Source organism: Arthrobacter silviterrae, assembly GCF_011045165.1.
In the GTDB taxonomy this organism is placed as follows: Bacteria; Actinomycetota; Actinomycetes; order Actinomycetales; family Micrococcaceae; genus Specibacter; species Specibacter silviterrae.
The window spans coordinates 85,157-106,621 of record NZ_JAAKZI010000013.1 but is presented as its reverse complement, the minus strand read 5'-3'; the positions used below and the strand labels follow the sequence as shown (position 1 = coordinate 106,621).

Below are 21,465 nucleotides of genomic sequence, written 5' to 3'. Positions count from 1 at the left end.
CCGCCGTCGTACTTTTAGGTGGTTATCTCGAATCTCAACGGGGGAGGAGGCTGGTTACTGCGGCGGGCGGGTCATGGCCAGCACGTCGAGCCCGGAATCCAGCTGCTCCAGCGTGATTTCGCCGCGGTCCACGAAGCCCAGGGCCAGCACGGCCTCGCGGATGGTCAGGCCCTCCTTGATGGCGTGCTTGGCGATCTTGGAGCCGTTTTCGTAGCCGATGTACTTGTTCAGCGGCGTCACGATGGAGGGGGAGGCCTCGGCCAGGAAGCGGGCGCGCTCCACGTTGGCGATGATGCCGTCCACCATCTTCTCCGCCATCACGTGGGAGGTGTTGGTGAGCAGGCGGATGGACTGGAGCAGGTTTGCGGCCATGACGGGGATGCCCACGTTCAGCTCAAACGCACCGTTCGTTGAGGACAGCGCAATGGTGGTGTCGTTGCCGATGACCTGGGCGGCAACCATGATGGCGGCCTCGCAGATGACGGGGTTGACCTTGCCGGGCATGATCGAGGAGCCGGGCTGCAGGTCCGGGATGGAGATTTCGCCCAGGCCCGTGTTGGGGCCGGAGCCGAGCCAGCGCAGGTCGTTGGCGATCTTCATGATGGAGTACGCAATGTTGCGAAGCTGGCCGGACGCCTCGATCAGGCCGTCGCGGTTGGCCTGCGCCTCGAAGTGGTTGCGGGCCTCGGTCAGCGGCAGCCCGGTGTCCTGGGCCAGCAGGGCGATGACGCGCTGCGGGAAGCCGGCCGGCGTGTTGATGCCCGTGCCCACGGCCGTGCCGCCCAGCGGAACCTCGGCGACGCGGGGCAGTGACGCCTCAATGCGCTCAATGCCGTAGCGGACCTGCGCCGCGTAGCCGCCAAATTCCTGGCCCAGGGTGACGGGCGTGGCGTCCATGAGGTGCGTACGGCCGGACTTCACCACGGTGGCAAATTCCTCGGCCTTGCGCTCCAGCGACTCGGCCAGGTGCGCCAGCGCGGGGGTGAGGTCGTTGATCAGCGCGGACGTTGCGGCCACATGGACCGAGGTGGGGAACACGTCGTTGGAGGACTGCGAGGCGTTGACGTGGTCGTTCGGGTGGACCGTCTTCGCGGAGCCGGCGGCAGCCAGCGCCCGGTTCGCCAGCGAAGCCAGGACCTCGTTCATGTTCATGTTGGAGGACGTGCCGGAGCCGGTCTGGAACACGTCGATCGGGAAGTCGCCGTCGAAGTTGCCTGCTGCGACCAGGTCGGCGGCGGCTTCAATGGCGCGCGCCAGTTCCTCGTCCAGCACGCCCAGCTCGGCGTTGGTGGTGGCGGCGGCCTTCTTGATCCGGGCCAGTGCCTCGATGTGCGCCCGCTCCAGCGTCATGCCGGAAATCGGGAAATTCTCCACGGCGCGCTGTGTCTGGGCGCTGTACAGGGCGTTGGCCGGAACCCGGACCTCGCCCATCGTGTCATGTTCAATGCGGAACTCTTGTGCGGTGGCCGCGGCAGTGTCAGTCATGCTTCCACCATATCGCCGCCGCCCGCACGCCCCCAAAACCCTTCCCCCTCTTTAACGCAAGCACGACGCCGAAACCCGGGTTCCGCCGTCGTGCTTGGGTTTGGGGGTGGCTGGCTTAAAGGCCGATGGGGCCATTGCTGTAGACGAGGTCTGCCCGGCCCTCGTTGAGGCGGTAGGTCAGGCCGACGACGGCGGTTTTTTGGCGTGCGACGGCGCCGGCGATGATGGGGGAGTTTTCCACCAGGCGGGCGGCGGTCTGCTTGACGTGCTCCTCCACCATGGCGTTGACGTCGCTGTCCTTGTTCTTGCGCAGGGAGGTTAGCACGGACGGGGTGATGCGCTCCACCAGGTCGCGGATGAAGCCGGCCGGCATGGCGCCCGTTTCCACGGAGGCCTTCGTGGCGGTGACGGCGCCGCAGCTGTCGTGGCCCAGGACCACGATCAGGGGCACGCCCAGGTATTCCACGCCGTATTCGAGCGAGCCCAGCGCGGTGTTGTCGATGACGTGGCCGGCGGTGCGGACCACAAAGGCGTCGCCGAGCCCCAGGTCAAAGATGATTTCCGCGGCCAGCCGGGAGTCCGAGCAGCCGAAGATCATGACGAAGGGGTGCTGGGTGGACATCAGCGAGGTGCGCCGGGCCGAATCCTGGTTGGGGTGGGAGGCGCTGCTGGCGACGAATCGCTGGTTGCCCTCCATGAGGGTGGTCCAGGCCCCCGCGGGGGTGTGAGGGTGGGTGGTTACTGCGTTGATGTTGCCGTCTTCTCCGCCATTCATCATGGTGCGCCCTTCGTAGCTGTCGGTGCGGGGGCGGAATCCAGTGACGTGGCGGCTGCGGTAGCAAGCGCATCAAATTCCTTGAATTCGGCCTGCCCGGTGAGGATGATGGTGACCTTGCCGCTGACCAAGATCAGGCTGCGATCCCCCTTAGGTTTATCACGGAGCTCCCAGGTGCGGCCAGCTATGTTGCGCGTGCCCGTCACGGGAGCGTCCCCCGCCTGCGAGGCCAGCCACGTGGGGTTGGCGGACGTAGTCTGCCGCAGTGCGATGAAAGTGTTGGCCGAGGTGACAAAGCCCACATCCCAGAAGGCGACGCCGTCGGCCCCGGCACCGTTCCAGCGCGCATAGTTGGCATACCAGCCCGCCGGCAGCTTCGGGGCGGCCGGGGTGAAGCCCGCCGTCTGCGCGGCGTTCGCGGAAATTGCGGCAACGTCCACCGGCTGACGGTAAACCTCCGCTTTCTGGTGCGGGTTGAGCCACACAATGGTCAGCACAATGGCCACTGTGGCCAGCATGGCCAGGAGCATGCCGATCACGGACGCATTGGCGCGCTTGGCGGCCGCTGCGGCAATGACCGGCTTGACGGGGGCGTTCTGGGGGGATTCACTCACGCCCCCATTGTCCCAGAAATGGCGGGTGCCTGTGCCTCCGGCCGCACTCCGGGGGCCGTGGGGCGGCCGTGCGGGGGCCGTGCACCGGCCCCCGGCACAGGTCATGGAAGGTTAAACTCGCAGGCCCGCGGCAAGCGCCCACTATGATTGCAGGTGTAGGTGACCATACGGGAGGGGCGTGCACCGTCGCACGCAGTGACCCTATTCCTACTTCGAAAATGAGGGTTTTACGTGGCTGAAAAAACTACAAATCTGGATTTCTCACAGCTTTCCCGCTCGCTGGCAGTGGGCGACGACGAGCCCGACAGGAACCTTGCCCTTGAGCTGGTCCGCGTCACGGAGGCTGCCGCGATTGCCGGCGGCCACTGGGTGGGATTTGGCGAAAAGAACCTGGCCGACGGCGCAGCGGTTGACGCCATGCGCTCACTGCTTTCCACCGTCCACTTCAACGGCGTCGTGGTCATTGGGGAGGGCGAAAAGGACGAGGCCCCAATGCTGTTCAACGGCGAGGTGGTCGGCGACGGCTCCGGGCCCGAATGCGACGTGGCCGTGGACCCCATTGACGGCACCCGCCTGACAGCCATGGGCATCAACAACGCGCTGGCCGTGCTGGCCGTGGCAGAACGCGGCACCATGTTTGACCCCTCCGCCGTGTTTTACATGGAGAAGCTGGTCACCGGGCCGGAAGCCGCCGACATGGTGGACCTGCGCCTGCCCGTCAAGCAGAACCTGCACTTGATCGCCAAGGCCAAGGGCGTGAAGGTCAACCAGCTCACCGTCATGGTCCTTGACCGCGACCGCCACCAGGGCCTGATCCAGGAAATCCGCGACGCCGGCGCCCGCACCAAGATCATCCTCGACGGCGACGTGGCCGGCGCCATCGCTGCCGCCCGCACCGGCACCGGCGTGGATGCGCTCATGGGCATCGGCGGCACCCCCGAGGGCATTGTGGCCGCCTGCGCCATCAAGACCCTGGGCGGCGTCATCCAGGGCCGCCTCTGGCCCACCTCGGATGAAGAAAAGCAAAAGGCGCTCGACGCCGGACACGACCTGGACAGGGTCCTCTCCACGAATGACCTGGTCACCAGCGACAACTGCTACTTCGCCGCCACGGGCATCACCGACGGCGACCTGCTCAAGGGAGTCCGCTACGACAAGGGCCGCGTGCTGACCCAGTCCATCGTGATGCGTTCCAAGTCCGGCACCGTCCGTTTCGTGGAGGGCGAGCACCAGGCCCACAAGTGGGAGACGTACGCCCGCCGCCCGTAAGCGAGCTCGCCTCCGCTGATCGAGCCTGCCGAGATCCAAGTGGCGGCCCGGCACTTTTTGTAGGCGACGTACAAGGTGGCGGAGCCGGCATTTTTTGTAGGCGACGTAAAGGAGACACCTAAGGCCGCCCGCGGCCGTGGTGTCGGATAGTCGCCGGAAAAATGGCGGGCCGCCACCGGAGGCGACCGGCCACCGGAGGCGACCGGCCACCGGAGGCGACCGGCCACCGGAGGCGACCGGCCACCGGAGGCGACCCACCGCCGCACGAACCCGGTAACTGCAGCCGGTAGGGTTGGACCATGACTTTAAGTGTTGTGCCCTGCCCTGTCCGCGAGCAATGGGACGCCGCCGTCAACGGCCAGCAGGGGCACCCCATGCAGCTGTGGGGATGGGGCGAAACGAAGGCCGCGCACAATTGGAGCGTGGACAGGGTCCTCGTACAGGACACGGCCGGCGAGCTGGTTGGCTCGGCCCAGATCCTGGTGCGGAAGCTCCCGTTCCCCTTCCGTTCGCTGGCCTACCTGCCCAGGGGACCACAGGCGGCGGCGGGCCGCGAGCGGGAGGTGCAGGACGCCGTCGTGCTTTATGTGAAGGCGGCACACAAGTCCGTGGCGCTGAGCATGGAGCCGGACTGGGACGCGGACTCGACGCCCGCCGTGCAGCTCGCGGGTGCCGGCTGGAAGCGCAGCGAGAGCACCATCCTGATCCCGCGCACGCTGATCCTGGACCTCACGCAGACCGAGGATGAGTTGCTGGGCGCCATGGCGAAAAAGACGCGCCAGTACATCCGCAAGTCGGGCCGCGAGGCGCTGGAATACCGTGCCGTGACCGCCGCCGAGCTGCCGCAGTGCCTGGCCGTCTACAAGGAAACTGCCCGGCGCGCCAACTTCGGCATCCACGCGGACGGCTACTACCTGGACATTTTCAACAATCTGGGGGAGGGCTCGCCGGTTTATGCCGCGTTCGACGGCGACACAGTAGTCTCTTTCCTGTGGCTGGCGGCGAGCGATGCCACGGCGTTTGAGCTGTATGGCGGCATGACCGACGCCGGCAGCCAGCTGCGTGCGAATTTCTCGCTGAAGTGGCTGGCAATCCAGGAAATGAAGGCCCGGGGCATCACGCGCTACGACTTCAACGGCCTGCTCAACGACGGCGTCTCCAAGTTCAAGTTCGGTTTCGCCAGCCACGAAAACATGCTCGCCGGCACCTGGGACAAGGGGCTGTCGCCGCTGTACCCGGTGTTCGCGAAGGCGCTGCCGCTGGGCCGGAAGAGAATTCGGAAGGTTCGCGGCCTGCTCAAGCGGTAACCGCGCCGCCACTCTCGTTTTGCACTGTTTCCGGCGCCCGGGAATCGGTGGTGCAGCTCCTGTGGGGTGTCCGTTGTGTTGAGATTCGATGGTGCATCTCCTGTGGGCAAATCAAAGTTCAACCCGCAGGAGCTGCACCACGGATTCTAAGATCGAGTGCTGGCATTCGGGTTGTGGATAACTTTCTGCAGGATTGTGGTTTTTGCCGAAGAATTTAGGCATGGGAAACCGTCCGGACTTGCCGCCACAGCTGGCCAAGCAGTCATTCACTGTGCATGAGGGCGCGCGGCGTGGCCTGAGTGCCAGCCGGATGCGGGCCAAGGACTTGTCGATGCCCAGCCGGGAGATCAGGGTGCCCCGGGATGCCCAGCAAACCCTTCTTGACAGAGTCCGGCCATATACGGAGCTGGGAATTGAGAATTACGTCTCCCACACCACCGCGGCCATCCTGCATGGGATTCCGATGCCATATGTCCACGAGAGGCCTAGGCTGGTCCACCTGACACGGCCAGCGGGAACCTCCATTCCGCGGAGGAAGGGCATCCTTGGTCACAAGCGGGAACTGGCCACGGGTGAGTTCATGCTGATCGACGGCGTGCCGGTCACGACGCCGGCCAGGACATTCCTGGATCTGGCTGAAATCCTGGAACTGGACGACCTGGTGGCCGCTGCCGACTACCTCGTTTGTGAACATGACAGGGAATTTGAGGAGCCCAAGCTTGCCATTGTGAAGGACACCGAGCTCGTCGCGTACATCGAGTCCAAGCGGTTTCTCCGCGGACTGGCCAAGGCGCAGGAGGCCGTGAACCTCATGAGGGTCGGTGCTGACTCGCCCAGGGAGACGCGGCTGCGCCTCTTGCTGCAGCGGGCTGGTTTGCCGGAGTTCAAGACCAACCAGAAAATTCTCGGTGGACCGGGGGATCCGATTGTTTATCCGGATTTGGGCTGTGAAGAATTCAAAGTGTGCAGCGAATATGAAGGCGAGGTACACCTGACGCCGGAGAAACAGCTCTACGACCGCAATCGGGACACCCGGACTGCGGCCCGCGGTTGGCAACAGGTGAAAGTTTTCAACAAGGACATTCTCCGCGGTGACGCGTGGGTGGTAGAAATGGTCCGGCAGGCCCTCGCCCGGCATGGCTGGACTCCCTGACAATCCGGTTGACCCGCAACTAACATCGGTGGTGCAGCTCCTGGGGGCTGTGACCTGGCGGGGGAACTGGTGGTGCAGCTCCTGTGGGCTGATCGGCGCCGAGGTCGCAGGAGCTGCACCGCCGATTCCGGGACCCGCAGGAGCTGCACCGCGGATTCCGGAAACCCGCAGGAGCTGCACCGCGGATTCTGGGACCCGCAGGAGCTGCACCGCGGACTGATGGCCCCGCGGCTAAGTCGCCATCGCTGCGGACTCAACGGGTCAAGAGGGCTGGCCGGCCACCGTCACGGCGAAAACCACCGCCGGAGAACCTGAAGAATCCGCCGCCGGGTGCACCATCACCGGATTCTCCACGGCCGGCACAAACACCGAACCGCCGCGGGCCAGCACCATGTCGCCGCGCGGGGAGTCCAGCAGCACGGAACCGGAGACGGCCAGCACCAGCAGCGGCCCGTTCTGCACCAGAGGCACGGGATCACCGCCAGGCGCCAGTTCCACCCGCTGCAGGGCAAATTCGGCGAACGGCGGCTCGAACACCTCCTGGCCCAGCTCCGTGGTGCGGGTGGGCACAAACGGCACACTGGTCGGCGCGAAATCCACCGTGGCGAGCAGTTCCGGAACGTCCACGTGCTTGCCCGTCAGCCCGCCGCGCAGCACATTGTCCGAAGACGCCATGACCTCCAGCCCCAGCCCGGACAGGTACGCGTGGATGTTGCCGGCCGGCAGGTACACGGCCTGCCCCGGCACCAGCGACACCCGGTTCAGCAGCAGCGAAATCAGCACGCCCGGATCGCCGGGGTACTGTTCCTGAAGTTCGACGACGGTCCTCAGGGGTGCGCTCAGCCCGCCGCTCGCCGTGGCCGTGCCAGCAGAACCAGCAGACGAAAGCGCCGAAGCCGCCAGCTCCACCAGCGCGGAGGCGTCGGCACCGCCGCCGATGAGCAGCTCGAAGGCCTTGCGCACCACCATGGGCTCGACCATGCGCGAATTCAACGCCATCGACACCTCGGCCAGCAGGGGCGGAACGGCGGCCCCCGTTGCACTGATGGCCTCCGCCACCTCGCGGAAAAGCCCGGCCGCGGAAGCGCAGGGCCGGAAGCCGCACAGCGCCTCAAAGTTGCTCAAGGCGAAGAGCATTTCGGGCTTGTGGTTGTCGTCCTTGTAGTTCCGGGCCGCGTCGCGGCGCAAAATGCCGGAGGCTTCCTCGTCGGCAAAGCGCTCCCGGGCCCGTTCCAGGGTGGGATGCACCTGCAGCGACAAGGCCCGGTCGGCAGCCAAAAGCTTTGTCAAAAATGGCAGCCGGTCCCCGAATGCAGCGCGCACTTCCGCGCCCAGCATGGTGTCAGGGTGCGCGGCGATGAGCGCGTCCAGGGCCACACCGCCGTCGGGCGTTGAAGCGGTGGACGGCGAATCCGGGTGGGCGCCCATCCACAGTTCCGCCTCCGGACCGCCGCTGGGTTCGGTGCCCAGCAGTCCCGCAATGGCCGTGGCCGATCCCCACGGGTAGTCCCGCATGACATTGCTCAGCGCAAACATTGTTTTTCTCCTGGGTTCAACGGGTTCAACGGATTCTACGGACTCAACGGATTCAAGCTGGTTTCAAAACATCAGGGCGCCGTGCACGTGCCGTTGTTGGCCAGCAGCGCCACCAGGTCGGTGTCGTCGCCGTTCACGGCCAGCTGCTGCAGGTAGGCCTGCGTGACGGGCGGCGCGCTCGACGGCGTGGTGGCAGCGGGTGCCGAAGGCGTCACCGGCGACGCGGGCGCAGCGCTGCCGGAGGTGCCGGCGTCGGACGTCTTCGGCGCGGCAGGCGCGGCAGGCGCGGCAGGCGCGGCCGGCTTGGGAGAAGCCGGGGCAGCCGGAGCCGGGTGCAGCAGCGACTGCACGCGGCTGTTGATCTTGGCGAAATCGGGGTAGGTGGAGAACTCGACGGGGAAGTCGGGCGGGCCGATGGTCAGGCGGGTCAGCGGGTGGCCCTTGGCCTTCAATGCCAGCGAGACAAAGCTGCCCAGCTGCCCGGCGGGGATGTCGGATTCAATCACCTTGGTGCCGGCGTCGGCAATGGCATTGAACTTGGTCAGCACGGTGGCGGGGTCCATCTGCTTCAGGAGCGCCTGCTGGATGCACTGCTGGCGCTGGGAGCGGGAGTATTCCAGGACCCACTGGCGGGAGCGGGCGTACCAGAGGGCATGGTAGCCGTCGAGCTTGTGCACGCCGGGGGAGATCCAGCCGGTGGGAGGGAGGTGGTGGCCGTCGCCGTTGGGGTCGTCGCCGCTGATGGGGACCCACCCGCCGGCGTCAATGGTGACCCCGCCCAGCGCGTCGATCAGCTTGGAGAAGCCGGCCATGTCAACCAGCACGTAGCCCTGGATTTTCAGCCCCAGGATTCCGCCGGCCGCATCCATCATGGCGGAAGCGCCCGGGTCCGGTGCCTTGGGGTAGAGGTTCTTGTGGTTGTCGGTGACGTCCGTGTAGAGAAAGTTGATGATGCAGTTGTCGCCGCAGTTGTAGCCCTGAGGGTACACCTTCCACAGCGGGGAACCGGGTGAGAACTGCGCATTTTGCAGGTTGCGCGGAATGCTGATGGTGGAGGCCTGGCCCGACTTCGCGTCCACGCTGACCACAATGATGGAGTCGGGGCGCCGCCCGGACCGGCCCGCCCCGGCGTCGCCGCCCATCACCAGGAAGTTGTAGCGCCCGTCCACCGGCGCCATGTCGGGACCGCCGCCAAAAATGCTGGAAATGGCGTTTCGCCCCGTGTTGACCAGGTACGCCCCGTAGCCCAGGGAACCGCTGGTGGCCACCATGAGCACCACCAGCGCCCCGGTCACCACCCCGCGCATGCCCGGCGCCAGCAGGCCCGGGCGGATGATGGCAAAGGTGTTCACGAACACCGCCGCCCACCCCACCGCCGCGGCGGCCATGAGCACCACCAGCAGCAGCGACGTCCACGGGTTTGTGAACAGGTTCAGCAGGGTTTCCCGGCTTACCAGGGCAAGCACGACGGCGGCAATCACCAGGAGCCACGCCGCGAACGTGCAGCGCAGGGCCAGCCGTCCCAGCCGCCTGTTGCCGGCCACCAGCTGCGCACTGCCGGGCAGCACCAGGGTCAGCAGCAGCAGCATCCAGGCACGCTTGGAGCGCATGGGCGCGGAGGCCGATTCAGGGTAGCGGACCGGGTTGGTCAGCACGGGCGGCTTGCCGGAGGAACGGGCGGTCTTGGCGCTGCTGAAGCTCATGCGTTCCTTATCGACGTTCCGGCATGACGGCCAGCGGGTAGGTGGCCCCGGCCTTCTCACGCAGCGCTGCCCCCTTGGCGGTTGCCTGGTCGTTGAGTGTTTGGGCAAAGGCGGCAAGCTGCCCGGCCAGCGAGGCGGCCAGCGGATCGGTGCCGGAGGCCAGCATGCGCACGGCCAGTAGCCCGGCATTGCGGGCCCCGCCGATGGAGACGGTGGCCACGGGCACGCCCGCCGGCATCTGGACAATGGAGAGCAGGGAGTCCATGCCGTCCAGGGTTTTCAGCGGCACGGGCACGCCCACCACGGGAAGCGTGGTGACGGAGGCCAGCATGCCGGGCAGGTGGGCGGCGCCGCCCGCACCGGCAATGATCACACGGATTCCGCGCCCGGCGGCACCGCGGCCGTAGGCGATCATTTCCGCCGGCATGCGGTGGGCGGAGACCACGTCCGTTTCAAAGGGGATGCCGAACTCGGAGAGCGCGGCGGCGGCGGCCTCCATGACGGGCCAGTCGGAATCGGATCCCATCACAATGCCCACCAGGGGGGTGGAATGATCAATCACGGCGAAGTCCTTACTGTCCGTCTCGGATGATGTTTGCCACTGTTGTGGCGCGGGCGCGGACGGCTGCAACGTCGTCGTCCGGGGAACCGATCACATTGACGTGGCCGATCTTCCGCCCGGGGCGCACCGACTTGCCGTAGCTGTGCACTTTCACGGTGGGCTCGGCGGCCAGGGCGGCCCGGTAGCCGCTGAAGAGGTCCTGGTTGCTGCCGCCCAGGAAATTTTTCATGACCACGATGGAGCCGAGCGCGGCGGTGGAGCCGAGGGGGAGGTCCAGGACAGCGCGCAGGTGCTGCTCGAACTGGCCCGTGACGGCGCCGTCCATGGTCCAGTGGCCGGTGTTGTGGGGGCGCATGGCCAGCTCATTGATGAGGTAGCCGGCGCCGCGGCCGGGGGTTTCAAACAGTTCGGCCGCCATGACGCCGGTGACGCCCAGCTCGGAGGCGATCCGGAGCGCGGCGGACTGGGCCTGCTCCGCGACGGACGCGGGCAGCCCCGGGGCGGGGGCGATGACCTCGTCGCAGACCCCGGCCACCTGGATGGACTCGGCCACGGGCCACGCGCGGGCCTCGCCGGAGGGTGTGCGGGCCACCAGGGCGGAAAGCTCGCGGGAAAACGGCACCATTTCCTCCACCAGGAGCGGGCTCATGGCGTCAAACCAGTCTGCTGCCCCGGCCGCCTCCGCATCGGACCGGAGCACTTTCACGCCCTTGCCGTCGTAGCCGCCGCGGGGCATTTTCAGCACCACCGGCCAGCCGTTGGAGTCGCCGAAGGCCGTGATTTCCGCCACGGAAGCCACGGCGGCCCACAAGGGGTTGGGCAGTCCCAGCTTTTCGATTGCCGCCCGCATCACCAGCTTGTCCTGCGCATTGACCAGGGCGTCCGGCCGCGGCTGGACGTTGACGCCCTCGGCGATGAGCGTTTGAAGGTGTTCATTGGGGACGTGTTCGTGGTCGAAGGTGAGCACGTCAACCCCGCGGGCAAAGGCCCTCAGCGTGTCCAAGTCCTGATAGTCGCCCACGGGGGATTGCGCCACGGCGTCCACGGCGGAGACGTCTTCCGCCTCCGCCAGAACGTGCAAATGAAAACCAAGGGCCACGGCCGCGGGGGCCATCATGCGGGCCAACTGTCCGCCGCCCACTACGCCAATCACAGGAAAAGTCACAGTCCCCAGAGTACCGAAAGAGTGCCCGCAAACCTGCTTTTGGGCCGCGATGGGGCGATTTGGCAGGCTTCTCCCAGCTTTCACGGCGGGCCGTGGTGCACAGTTGGCTTAGAATTTAGCCAGTGGCCTGTGCAACGATTGCGCATGGCCGCGCCGTTGCGCTGCCCGAAGCCATTCCGAAGCCATTTGACGGCATGCAGAGCAATTCAACGGCAGCACCGCCCCACCACGGAGGAACATGTACCAGACGCTTTTAGCCCGCTTCAAGGGCCTCTTCGGCTTGTTTTGGCGCGAAGTGGCCAAATTTGGCGTGGTGGGCGGCATTGCGTTTGTCATCGACTCCGGCATTTACCTCTGGCTGCTCAACGGCTCCATGTCCGGCCACCCCACCAAGGCAAAAATCATCTCCGCCGTGGTGGCCACACTGTTTTCCTGGGTCGCGAACCGCTACTGGACGTTCCGCCACCGCCGCCAGGCCAACATGGTCCGTGAAGTGGTGCTGTTCATCATCATGAACGGCGTGGGCATCGCCATCGCCAGCGCCTGCGTGTACATCTCCCACTGGGTGCTGGGCTTCACCACCGCCTACGCCGACTTCATCTCCGGCTCCGTGATCGGCCTGGTCCTGGGCACCATCTTCCGCTTCTTCGCCTACCGCTTCTGGGTTTTCACCGAGGAACTCGACAAGGATCCGGCCTTCGCGGACGACCACAAGCTCATCGAAACAGAGCGCCAGCCCTAAACCCGCCAGCCCTGAAAGCTATGCGCTGACGTTTTCCGAGGCCCGCAGCTTTTCCGTGTCCTCCACGGAGGGGTCCAGGAGCACCACGGAGCCGCCGGCTGCCCAGGTCTGCAGCGCTGAAGGCACGACGCCGTCCCAACCGTCCCGCCCCAGCAGCAGCTTGCGCTGTGGTCCGGTAACGCCAGCGCCGCCGTCGCCCGCAATGTCAGTGCCGCCCGCCGCGCGCGCGCCGTCAGTCCCGCCGCCCAAGAGCGCGGCATACGAAACCGGCCCGGCCACGGACTCCCACGCAATCTGGTTCCCGGCGGGCGTGGTGTCGGCATAAAACACGTCGGCGTGGGCGCGCACCTGGCCTGAGTAGTCCAGGGCGCCGTCGGGAAGGGATTCCGTCCAGCGCATGGCCAGCGCGGGCAGGGCCACGGCCACCACGTAGGGCTGGTGTCCGGAGCTCTCGGCGCGCGTGGAGGCGGCCTCGGGATCGGTGGTGGCCACAATGTTCGCAACGTCGGCACCCCGGCAGCGATCGGCGTCGGGCAGGCCGGTGCCGGTGAACGCGGTGGCGCCCACGGCCCAGGTGGCCAGCAGCCACACCAGGGAGCGCCAGTGCACGGGGACGTCCACGTTGATTACTGTGCCGGACTCGGCGTCGAGCTCGTCCACCAGGAAGTTGGCGGTCTTGGCAACCCAGTTGTCCAGCACCTTGCCGGAGAGCTCCACCCGCTCGGAATTGGGCCCGTACCAGGTCAGCCGGGGGGCCGTGGCGTTGGTGCCGCGGAGTGCTTGCAGGAGGTCGGTGACTGTGGTGGGGTTTTGTGCCATGCTACTGATCTTTCCACGCGGTGGGCCAAAGGTATATCCGCCAAGTTGACAAAACTTTACAGCACTGTGACGTTCGTCATGCCAATGTTTACCCGCTGTGTCAAAAATGGCGCGATTCCGTGAAAATTGCCAGGAAATACCCAGCAAATGGAGTAAATCCGCGGATCTGCCACAGATAACGGTATGAAATTCCCGGGCGTGGCGCGGGGGTGGTACCCCCCGGTAGGTGGCTATGATTCCCCGCCCGCTTGACGTACCAGACTTACATGGGTGTAATTAGACGCACGAACCGCTGCAGGGGGCACATACAGCGGCAGGGGGCGCCGCATGTGGCAGAACCGCCGGCCCATGCAGCCAAGACGGCAACATTCAGGAGGACGACCATGGGGCAAGCGCAGCTGAGTGTAAAACAGGAAACCAGCAAGTCCATCGAGGCAGCCGCGGCCGCTGCCTACCGCCTGAGGGGGGTGCCCACGGACTGGTTCGTGGACCCGGCGGATCCCGACGCCGCACAGGCGCACCAGCGGGCCAGCCGCGAGTCGCTGGAGGATGCGGCCACCGCGTTCCTGGCGGCCCACGAGCTCGCTGAGGACCTAGACGACGATTTCGCCGACGGGCCGGGGGAGCTTGGCGGGGACACCGAATTTCCCGCCCGGAACCCGCACCTCGCAGTCCCGGTGTGGATCGGTTTGCGGCCCGGTCTTGACGACTTCAGCGACGAAGGTGAACTAGGCTGGCAGACGGACGCCTTGTGTGCGCAAACTGATCCGGAGGCGTTTTTCCCGGAAAAGGGCGGCTCCACAAGGGATGCCAAGAAAGTGTGCGGCGGCTGCAACGTGCGGTCGCAGTGCCTTGAATACGCTCTGGCAAATGATGAGCGTTTTGGAATCTGGGGCGGCCTGTCCGAGCGTGAGCGTCGGCGGCTGCGGAAGCGAGCGGTCTAATTCTTGATGCAGTAAATGTCACTGCCGTTTTGGTTGCCCACAACGGCAGTGCCTACCTCCCCACGGTCTTACGCGCCCTGGCGGCACAAACGCGTCCCGCCACCGCGATCCTTGCTGCCGACGCCGGCTCCACTGACGATTCCGGGGAACTGCTGCGCAAGGAACTGGGGGAGCGCAATGTGATCCCCTTTGACCCCCGCAAGGGCGGTTACGGCGCTGCCGTCAAGGCTGTCCTGGAGCACCAAAACCGCAACCTGGGCGGCCACCGCAACACCCCCGCTCGGGCCGCTTCCCACGCTTCCGCCACTTCCACCCCGCCTTCCAAGTACGACGCCGCTGCCCCCGACTCCGCCGTCGAGCCTCTGGAGCCGTCCCCGGCAGGGCAGGCCGGGCAGGCCGCCGCCGCCGGCAAGGCCACGGCCGGCAAGGCCACGGCCCAGCTTTCCCGCGAGCCCTTCCCGGACGAAGCGGGCGACTCCGCCTCCCGCCACGAATGGATCTGGCTGCTGCAGGATGACGCCGCGCCCGCCCCGGATGCCCTGCAGCTGCTGCTGGAAACTGTGGAGCGTTCCACCACGGCCGCCGTGGCCGGGTGCAAGCAGCTGGACTGGGACAACCGCCGACGCCTGGTGGATGTGGGCCTGAAGGCCAGCCGCTGGTTTGACCGCTATGCGCTGGTCAATCTCGACGAACTGGACCAGGGCCAGTATGACGACCGCGCCGACTTTTTCGCCGTCAACGCAGCCGGCATGCTGGTGCGCCGCGACCTGTGGGAAAAGCTGGGCGGCTTTGACCCGGCCATCCCCGGGCCCGGCGACGACCTGGACTTCTGTGCCCGTGTCCGGCTGGCCGGCTTCCGCGTGCTGGTGGTGCCCGCGGCCAGGGTGTTCCACGTGGTCAACCGGACCAACCCCATGGGGTCGCCCGTGGCCGCCCGCAAGGCCGCAGTCTTTACCCGACTCAAGCACGCCCCGGCCTGGCAGCTGCCGTTCCTGGTGGTCGGCGCCGTCGTCTCCGCAATTTACTGGCTCTTCGCCGGCTTCCTGCTGAAGGCCCCCGGGCATGCCGTGAGCATGTTTGGCGCCACCCTTGCCGGGCTGTGCCGCCCCGTGGCGCTGGTCCGCAGCCGCTCGGCCCTGGCCCGCACCCGCGTGCAGCCCCGCTCGGCACACAAGAACCTGGTGGTGGGCCGCGTTGAGGCCCGCAACCAGCTCAAGGGCCTGCGCGAGGCCGTTGGCCCGGACGACGACGGCGAACCCGGCGGGCCCGGTGCCCCCTCCATCCTGGAGCCCACGGGCGACACCCACCACGACGCAGTCACGCCCATGGTGGCCGGCAGGACGGCCCCGGCAGTCAGCGCCCTGCTGCTGGCCGCGGCCCTGGCGGTCCTTTCGCTGGTGGTCCTTTCTCGCTTGATGGGCACCACGGGCATTACGGGAGGCTCGCTGCTGCCGGTGTCGGCCCGGCTGGGCACCATCTGGCAGCATGCCACCGACTGGTGGGTGTCGCTGGGGACCGGGCTGCCCGGCCGCGGGAACCCGTTCAACTATGTGGTGTGGCTGCTGGGCGTCCTGGGCGGGGGCGACGCCAACGCCGCCACGCTGTGGACGGTGCTGCTGGCCATCCCGCTGTCCGCTTTGACTGCCTGGCTGGCCGCCGGCGCCTTCTCCCGCAGCCGCTGGCCGCGCGTGGTGGCTGCCCTGGTGTGGGCCGGCGCCCCGGTGCTGCTGGTGTCGCTGGGGCAGGGCCGCCTGGGCGCCCTGCTGGCACACCTTCTCATCCCGCTGGTGGTGCTGGGCATGGTTCGCGCCGTGGGCGGGGCAAGGTCGGCGGGTCCCGGCAGCGGGGCGGGTCCCGCCGGCGGGGCGATTGCTGGCGCCCAGGCTGCTTCCCGGGGTGCTTCCCGGGTTGCCTCTTCCGCCCGGACCCTCAAGTTGGGCCGCCCCGGCGTGGACGGCACGCCGTCGTGGACCGCGTCTGCCGCGGCAGGCCTGGCCCTGGCGGCCGTGACGGCCGGCGCCCCCACCGTGTTCCCCATTGCCGTGGTGGCCGTGCTGCTGGCGACCGTTTTCCTGGGCCGGCGCGGCCGCACCCTGTGGTGGTCGCTGCTGCCCACGCTGGCCGTGTTTCTGCCGTTTGTGTGGTCCGCGCAGGCCAACCCGCGCGCTCTCCTGGGCGACCCGGGCGTGCCGCTGGCCGGCAACCCCGGCCCTTTGTGGGAGCAGCTGCTCGGCTTCCCCAACGCCGTGACGCCCGTCCACGAACTCCTCGGCGCCGGGATCCCGGTGGGCGGCACCACCTGGACCTGGGTGGCCGCATTCGTGGTGGGCGGCCCCGTGGTCCTGGCGGCGTTCCTGGCCCTGCTGGCCCCCATCCGCCGCGCCGGCACCGTCCGGACCATGTGGCTGGTGGCGCTGCTGGCCTTGGCCGTCTCCTACGGCAGCAAGCTCATCGCGGTGGGCCAGGACGGCACCTCGCTGGTGACGCCCTTCAACGGGCCGGCTGTTTCGGTTGCGCTCTTCGCCCTCCTCGCCGCCGCGCTGCTGGGGTTCGACGCCGTTTACCGCCGCGCGTACCAGGCCGCGGACCGCGGGGCGAAGGCGCGCGGCGGGAGCCGGGCCACTGCCGCCGTCCTCTCCGTCCTGCTCGTGGCCGCCCCCGTGGCCAGCCTGGGCCTGTGGACTGTCAACAACTTCAACGGCAACGGCGCGGGCCTGGCCGGGGCGTCGGCGCTGGTGCCCGTGCAGGCCGGGACCATTCCGGCCACGGCGGCCGACAGGGGCACCGGGCCCGAAGCCAGCCGCACCATTGTGCTGCGCGCGGACCCGTCAGGCAATGTGCAGGCCACCCTCATGCAGGGTGCAGGCACCACTCTGGACTCGCTGTCCACCATCGCTGCGGCCCGAAATATTTCCGGGGAGCCCGGCCGTGAAAAGGTGGCGGGCCCGGATGCCGCCACGTCCGTGCTGCGCGAAACGGTGGCCGTCCTGATGGCCCGCTCCGGCGTGGACCCCCGCCCCGAGCTGATGTCGATGGGCGTGGGGTTTGTGGTGCTGCAAAACGGCGACACCGCGGCCCAGCTGGTGGCCAGTCAACTGGACGCCGTGCCGGGGCTGAACGCCGTGGGCCCCACCGATTCCGGCTGGCTGTGGCGGGTCAACCCCACCTACCAGAAGGCTGGGCCCACGGAAGTGGTGAACCGGGTGCGCCTGGTGGACGCCAAGGGTGCCGCCCTGTCGCCCGTGGAGTCCAAGGGCGTGGGCGTGGACACGGCCGTTGCGGCCGGACCGGCCGGGCGCCGCGTGGTGCTGGCTGAACGGTTCGACGCCGGTTGGCAGGCCACGCTGGACGGCACGGCCCTGGCTCCCGTGCAGGACGGCTGGGCGCAGGCCTTCGAGCTTCCGGCCGCCGGCGGGCATTTGGAAATTCATTTCGTACAGCCGTGGAACGCGCTGATGAGCCTGGCACAGCTGGTCCTTTTGGGTCTGACCGTGCTGCTGGCCATCCCGGTCCGGGCCCGGCGCGGCCGCACCGGGGCGTACCGGGACGAGGCATCATTGCACAAGGTAGGTAGAGGTGTCTGAGGACCGCAACCCCAATAACGCTCCCTCACCTTCCGGGGTGGTCCCAGGCGACGCTCCCTCACCTTCTGCGGTGGTTCCAAGCGACGCTCCCTCACCTTCCGCGGTGGTTCCAAGCGACGCTCCCTCACCTTCTGGCGTGGTTCCAGGCGACGCTCCCTCACCTTCCGGGGTGGATCCTGCCAAGCCGGTGGCCGCGGCCAAGAAGGCTGATGCGTCCCCGGCCACCAAGCTGAAGCGCAGCGCCCGGCCCAAGCGCGTGCCCAAGGCGGCTGCCGAGGCTCAGGCCGCCAAGCCGCGGCGTGCGGAACGCCGCAAGCACCGTGTAGTTCCGCGAAAGTGGCCGCTGGTGCTCGCCGGCTCCGCCACGGCCCTGCTGGCCGTGGGCATGGTGGCCGCAGGCACGCTGGTGCCCGGCAGCAACGCCACGGCCCTGCTGGCCCTGCAGAACCAGGTCCTCCCCGTGGGGGACTCCCTGTCCAACTGCGTGGGCCCCACCCAGCTGGTGGAAGGAGCAGCCGCCGGCACGGATCCTCAGTTCGCACCCGGTTCATCGTCCACCAAGAGCCAGCTGTCCGCCGTCGTGCTTAGCAATCCGGACGGCACGCTTCCGGGGGCCGGGGTGGAGTCGCTCGATGACAAGGCGACCCCGCTCTTCACCTTGTCCAAGGCGCCGGCCCAGGCTGCGGCCGCGGCCTCCACGGCGCCGGCCACGCTGGCTCCTATGACGGGGGCGGCGAAGGGCAAGGCCGCGCTGCTGCAAAACCAGGATGTGTCCGCCGCCTCGGTGCTGCGGGCCGTTCCTTTGGCCGGGCTGGGACCGCTGTCAGCCGGCGCCGTGGTGGTTGACTCGGCCGACGGCGACCTGAAGGGACTCTCCGCCGCAACGTGCCAGCCGGCGTCGAACGACTTTTGGCTGGCCGGCGCCAGCACCACGGTGGGCCGCACGGCGGTACTGAAGCTGGCAAACTCGTCCAAGAGCCCGGCCACGGTGTCGCTGGACCTGGTGGGGGCCGGCGGTCCAGTCCAGGCGCCCGGCGGCAAGGGCCTGGTGGTGGCGCCCGGCGCGTCCCGTTCGGTGATGCTGTCGGGATTGGCGCCGGACCAGGAATTGCTCAGCGTGCACGTGAAGAGTTCCGGCGGGCCGGTTTCCGCATTCATCCAGCAGTCCGTGCTGCGCGGCCTGACCCCCGGCGGCGTGGACTTCCTCCAGCCCGTTCAGGCGCCCGGCACCTCGCAGGCCATTCCCGGCGTGCGCGTCCAGGCACCGGCGGCCGCGGCCAAGATCGCCGCGCAGTCCGGCTATTCGGATGCGTCCACGGCGCTGATGGTCACGGTGCCCGGCGCGGCGGACGCCATTGTGGAGGTCAAGGCGTACGGCCCCACCGGGCAGGTTCCGCTGCCCGGCGGCGGCGTGTTTACGGCCACCGCCGGCAAGGTCAGCCAGCTGTCACTGGCGGGCCTGGCGGAGGGGACGTACACCCTGACAGTCAGTTCCAATGCCTCGGTGGTGGCGGGCGTGCGGCTGGTCAACTCCACCAAGCCCGGCGCCGCAACGGACATTGCTTTTGCGCCTACTGCCGCGCGGCTGGGCAACAACCAGCTGCTGTCCCTGCCGGCGGGGCTGAGCACCACCCTGGTGCTGGCAGCCCCGACGGGGACGGGATCGGTGGACCTGGTGCCTATTTCCGCCTCCGGTGCCTTGGGTGTCCAGAAGACGGTGACGCTGCAGTCCGGGCAGACCACCACGGTGGATCCCGCTGCGCTGCTGGGCTCCGGCACGGTTGCCGTGCTGGTGTCGGCGTCGGGCGAGGCGGTGTACGGCACGCAGTTGCTGGGGGCCAAGGGCTCCGCGAACATTGCCGTGCTGCCGATCGCTGCAACCTCCGCCGAGGCCCAGCAGCTGGGAATCACTACGCGATTCTAATCGGGTTGTAGGGCAGTGGGCTCCAGCGACCCGCACCCCGATGGCCGAGCAGCAAGCTCTGCGAGCCGTGTGAGACCAAGGGCCCGGCCCCAGTAGTCGAGGGCCGAGACCGCTGGGCGCGCCCCCAAGCAGTCTCGAGAACGGGTCAGGCCGCGAGAGCAGTGAAACCCTGCAGGCGATTTCGCGAAGCAGGCGCAACACGCGAACGCCCCGACAAGATACACCGCACGTGCGGGTTCGCCCCGCATTCGGAAAGGCGAACTGTTGTGGTAGCCGCCCCAAGGCGACAAACGCCCCACCCTTATGACATTATGTGCGTATGAATGCAGATAAGAGAGCTTGCTCCCTGGACGTCGACAGCCAATACGTGGAACTGGCGGTTGAGGTCTTCGCGATGCTGGCCGACGCCACCCGGGTCAGGATCATCCTGGCCCTGCGCGGGGGCGAAATGGCCGTGGGCGCGCTGGCCGAAGCCGTCGGCAAGTCGCCCGCCTCCGTTTCGCAGCACCTGGCCAAGATGCGCCTCGCCCGGATGGTCTCCACCCGCCAGGACGGCACCAGGGTCATGTACCGGCTGGAGAACGAGCACGCCCGGCAGCTGGTGGCCGACGCCATCTACCAGGCCGAACACGCCCTGGGCGGCACCCCGGCCCACCACCGCAGCGAGCAGGTTGCCCCGTGAATGCCACCAGCCACACTGACCAGCACGACGGCGGCCACCACGGCCATGCCCACACCCCCGGCCATGACGGCGAACCCGGCCACGACCACGACCACCACGACGACGGCGAACACGGCCACGGCCACCACGATGACCACGACCACGACCACGACCACGGCCACGATCACGATGACCACGACCACGCCCACCACACCGGCCTCAAGGGCTGGCTGTTCGAGCTGTTCGTCCCGCACACCCACGACTCCGCGGACTCCATCGACGACGCCCTCGAATCCAGCGTCCAGGGCGTCCGCGCACTGAAGATCAGCCTCTTCCTGCTCCTGGGCACCACCGTCCTGCAATTCCTCGTTGTCCTCGTCAGCGGCTCCGTGGCACTGCTGGCGGACACCATCCACAACTTCTCCGACGCCCTGACCGCCCTGCCGCTGTGGATCGCGTTCATCCTGGGCCGTCGGGCAGCGAACCGCCGCTTCACCTACGGCTACGGCCGCGCGGAGGACCTGGCCGGCCTGTTCATCGTCGCCGTCGTGGCGCTTTCCGCCGTCGTAGCTGCCTGGCAGTCCATCGACAGGCTGTTCCACCCGCAGCAGCTGCACAACCTGTGGTGGGTGCTGGCCGCGGGGCTGATCGGCTTCGCCGGCAACGAGGCCGTGGCCGTCTACCGCATCCGCGTGGGCCGGCAAATCGGCTCGGCCGCCCTGGTCGCGGACGGCGTGCACGCCCGCATTGACGGCTTCACCTCGCTGGCCGTGGTCCTCGGCGCGGGCGGCGTCATGCTCGGCTTCCCGCTCGCCGACCCCATCGTGGGCCTGCTCATCTCCGCCGCCATCATCGTCCTGCTCTGGGGAACCGTGAAAAGCATCGGCCGCCGGCTCATGGACGGCATCGAACCGGACCTCGTCGCCCGCGCTGAGAAGGCCATCGAAGGCACGCCGGGCGTCCTGGCCGTGGACCGCCTGCAATTGCGCTGGGTGGGCCACCGGCTCCAGGGCGCGGCCACCGTCGTCGTCCCCGACGCGCCCCTGTCCGCCGTCCAGGAAACCGTCCACGCCGCCCGGCACAGCCTCGCCCACGCCCTCCCCAAGCTGGACGACATGACCATCACGCCCATCCACCGCCCGGGGCATTGAACCCCCAGACGGACGACGCCGTCACTCGCCAACGCGCGCACCTCACCAACGCCGGGGTGCTTGGGGCGTTC

General features: G+C 67.9%; 17 protein-coding genes. 9 read left to right on the top strand and 8 right to left on the bottom strand.

Features of this window, described 5'->3' with window-relative positions; genetic code table 11:
• Positions 1-54: 54 nt before the first annotated feature.
• The 3 genes from G6N77_RS09470 to G6N77_RS09460 all read right to left on the bottom strand — a co-directional run bounded on the left by G6N77_RS09470 (position 55) and on the right by G6N77_RS09460 (position 2,874).
• The gene (locus tag G6N77_RS09470) at positions 55-1,485 is read right to left on the bottom strand and encodes a class II fumarate hydratase (RefSeq protein ID WP_165181847.1); all 1,431 of its coding nucleotides are present in this window, start codon (positions 1,483-1,485) and stop codon (positions 55-57) included.
• 115 nt (positions 1,486-1,600) lie between these two features.
• A complete protein-coding gene (locus G6N77_RS09465) occupies positions 1,601-2,263 on the bottom strand; it encodes a carbonic anhydrase (protein WP_276609784.1) in 663 nt (220 codons plus the stop codon).
• Positions 2,260-2,874, bottom strand: coding sequence for a DUF4245 domain-containing protein (locus G6N77_RS09460; protein ID WP_165181845.1), 615 nt, complete (start codon positions 2,872-2,874; stop codon positions 2,260-2,262). Before G6N77_RS09460 ends, G6N77_RS09465 begins: the two co-directional genes overlap by 4 nt.
• Positions 2,875-3,105: 231 nt before the next feature.
• Between G6N77_RS09460 and glpX the strand changes: the two genes are divergently transcribed.
• The 3 genes from glpX (at position 3,106) to G6N77_RS09445 (ending at position 6,603) form a co-directional block, all read left to right on the top strand.
• Complete coding sequence (gene glpX / locus G6N77_RS09455) at positions 3,106-4,143, top strand: class II fructose-bisphosphatase (RefSeq protein ID WP_165181844.1); 1,038 nt, start codon at positions 3,106-3,108, stop codon at positions 4,141-4,143.
• A 299-nt stretch (positions 4,144-4,442) separates the two neighbouring features.
• Complete coding sequence (locus G6N77_RS09450; RefSeq protein WP_165181843.1) at positions 4,443-5,450, top strand: lipid II:glycine glycyltransferase FemX; 1,008 nt, start codon at positions 4,443-4,445, stop codon at positions 5,448-5,450.
• 580 nt (positions 5,451-6,030) lie between these two features.
• Positions 6,031-6,603 (top strand): endonuclease domain-containing protein, encoded by a 573-nt coding sequence (locus G6N77_RS09445; protein WP_240901812.1) that lies wholly within the window; start codon positions 6,031-6,033, stop codon positions 6,601-6,603.
• 261 nt (positions 6,604-6,864) lie between these two features.
• Here the strand turns inward: G6N77_RS09445 and manA are convergent, their stop codons facing one another.
• The 4 genes from manA to G6N77_RS09425 form a co-directional block, all read right to left on the bottom strand.
• Positions 6,865-8,139 carry a mannose-6-phosphate isomerase, class I gene (gene manA, locus G6N77_RS09440; protein ID WP_165181842.1) on the bottom strand — a complete coding sequence of 425 codons (1,275 nt, stop codon included), beginning with the start codon at positions 8,137-8,139 and terminating at the stop codon, positions 6,865-6,867.
• 71 nt (positions 8,140-8,210) lie between these two features.
• Positions 8,211-9,842: an LCP family protein gene (locus G6N77_RS09435; protein ID WP_165181841.1), complete on the bottom strand. Its 1,632-nt coding sequence runs from the start codon at positions 9,840-9,842 to the stop codon at positions 8,211-8,213.
• 7 nt (positions 9,843-9,849) lie between these two features.
• Entirely contained in the window at positions 9,850-10,368 is a 519-nt protein-coding gene (gene purE, locus G6N77_RS09430; RefSeq protein WP_165181864.1) for a 5-(carboxyamino)imidazole ribonucleotide mutase, read from the bottom strand.
• A gap of 46 nt (positions 10,369-10,414) precedes the next feature.
• Positions 10,415-11,569: a 5-(carboxyamino)imidazole ribonucleotide synthase gene (locus G6N77_RS09425; protein WP_165181840.1), complete on the bottom strand. Its 1,155-nt coding sequence runs from the start codon at positions 11,567-11,569 to the stop codon at positions 10,415-10,417.
• A gap of 238 nt (positions 11,570-11,807) precedes the next feature.
• Between G6N77_RS09425 and G6N77_RS09420 the strand changes: the two genes are divergently transcribed.
• Positions 11,808-12,311: a GtrA family protein gene (locus G6N77_RS09420; protein ID WP_165181838.1), complete on the top strand. Its 504-nt coding sequence runs from the start codon at positions 11,808-11,810 to the stop codon at positions 12,309-12,311.
• Positions 12,312-12,329: 18 nt separating this feature from the next.
• Here the strand turns inward: G6N77_RS09420 and G6N77_RS09415 are convergent, their stop codons facing one another.
• Entirely contained in the window at positions 12,330-13,130 is an 801-nt protein-coding gene (locus G6N77_RS09415; protein ID WP_165181837.1) for a TIGR03089 family protein, read from the bottom strand.
• 383 nt (positions 13,131-13,513) lie between these two features.
• Between G6N77_RS09415 and G6N77_RS19870 the strand changes: the two genes are divergently transcribed.
• From G6N77_RS19870 to G6N77_RS09390, 5 genes are all read left to right on the top strand, one after another.
• The gene (locus tag G6N77_RS19870) at positions 13,514-14,074 is read left to right on the top strand and encodes a WhiB family transcriptional regulator (protein ID WP_165181836.1); all 561 of its coding nucleotides are present in this window, start codon (positions 13,514-13,516) and stop codon (positions 14,072-14,074) included.
• A 29-nt stretch (positions 14,075-14,103) separates the two neighbouring features.
• Positions 14,104-17,658 (top strand): glycosyltransferase family 2 protein, encoded by a 3,555-nt coding sequence (locus G6N77_RS09405; RefSeq protein ID WP_165181835.1) that lies wholly within the window; start codon positions 14,104-14,106, stop codon positions 17,656-17,658.
• A gap of 169 nt (positions 17,659-17,827) precedes the next feature.
• Positions 17,828-19,582: a DUF5719 family protein gene (locus G6N77_RS09400; protein ID WP_165181833.1), complete on the top strand. Its 1,755-nt coding sequence runs from the start codon at positions 17,828-17,830 to the stop codon at positions 19,580-19,582.
• Between the two features lie 319 nt (positions 19,583-19,901).
• Positions 19,902-20,264 (top strand): ArsR/SmtB family transcription factor, encoded by a 363-nt coding sequence (locus G6N77_RS09395; protein ID WP_165181831.1) that lies wholly within the window; start codon positions 19,902-19,904, stop codon positions 20,262-20,264.
• Positions 20,261-21,394 (top strand): cation diffusion facilitator family transporter, encoded by a 1,134-nt coding sequence (locus G6N77_RS09390; protein ID WP_165181830.1) that lies wholly within the window; start codon positions 20,261-20,263, stop codon positions 21,392-21,394. Before G6N77_RS09395 ends, G6N77_RS09390 begins: the two co-directional genes overlap by 4 nt.
• Positions 21,395-21,465 lie beyond the last annotated feature (71 nt).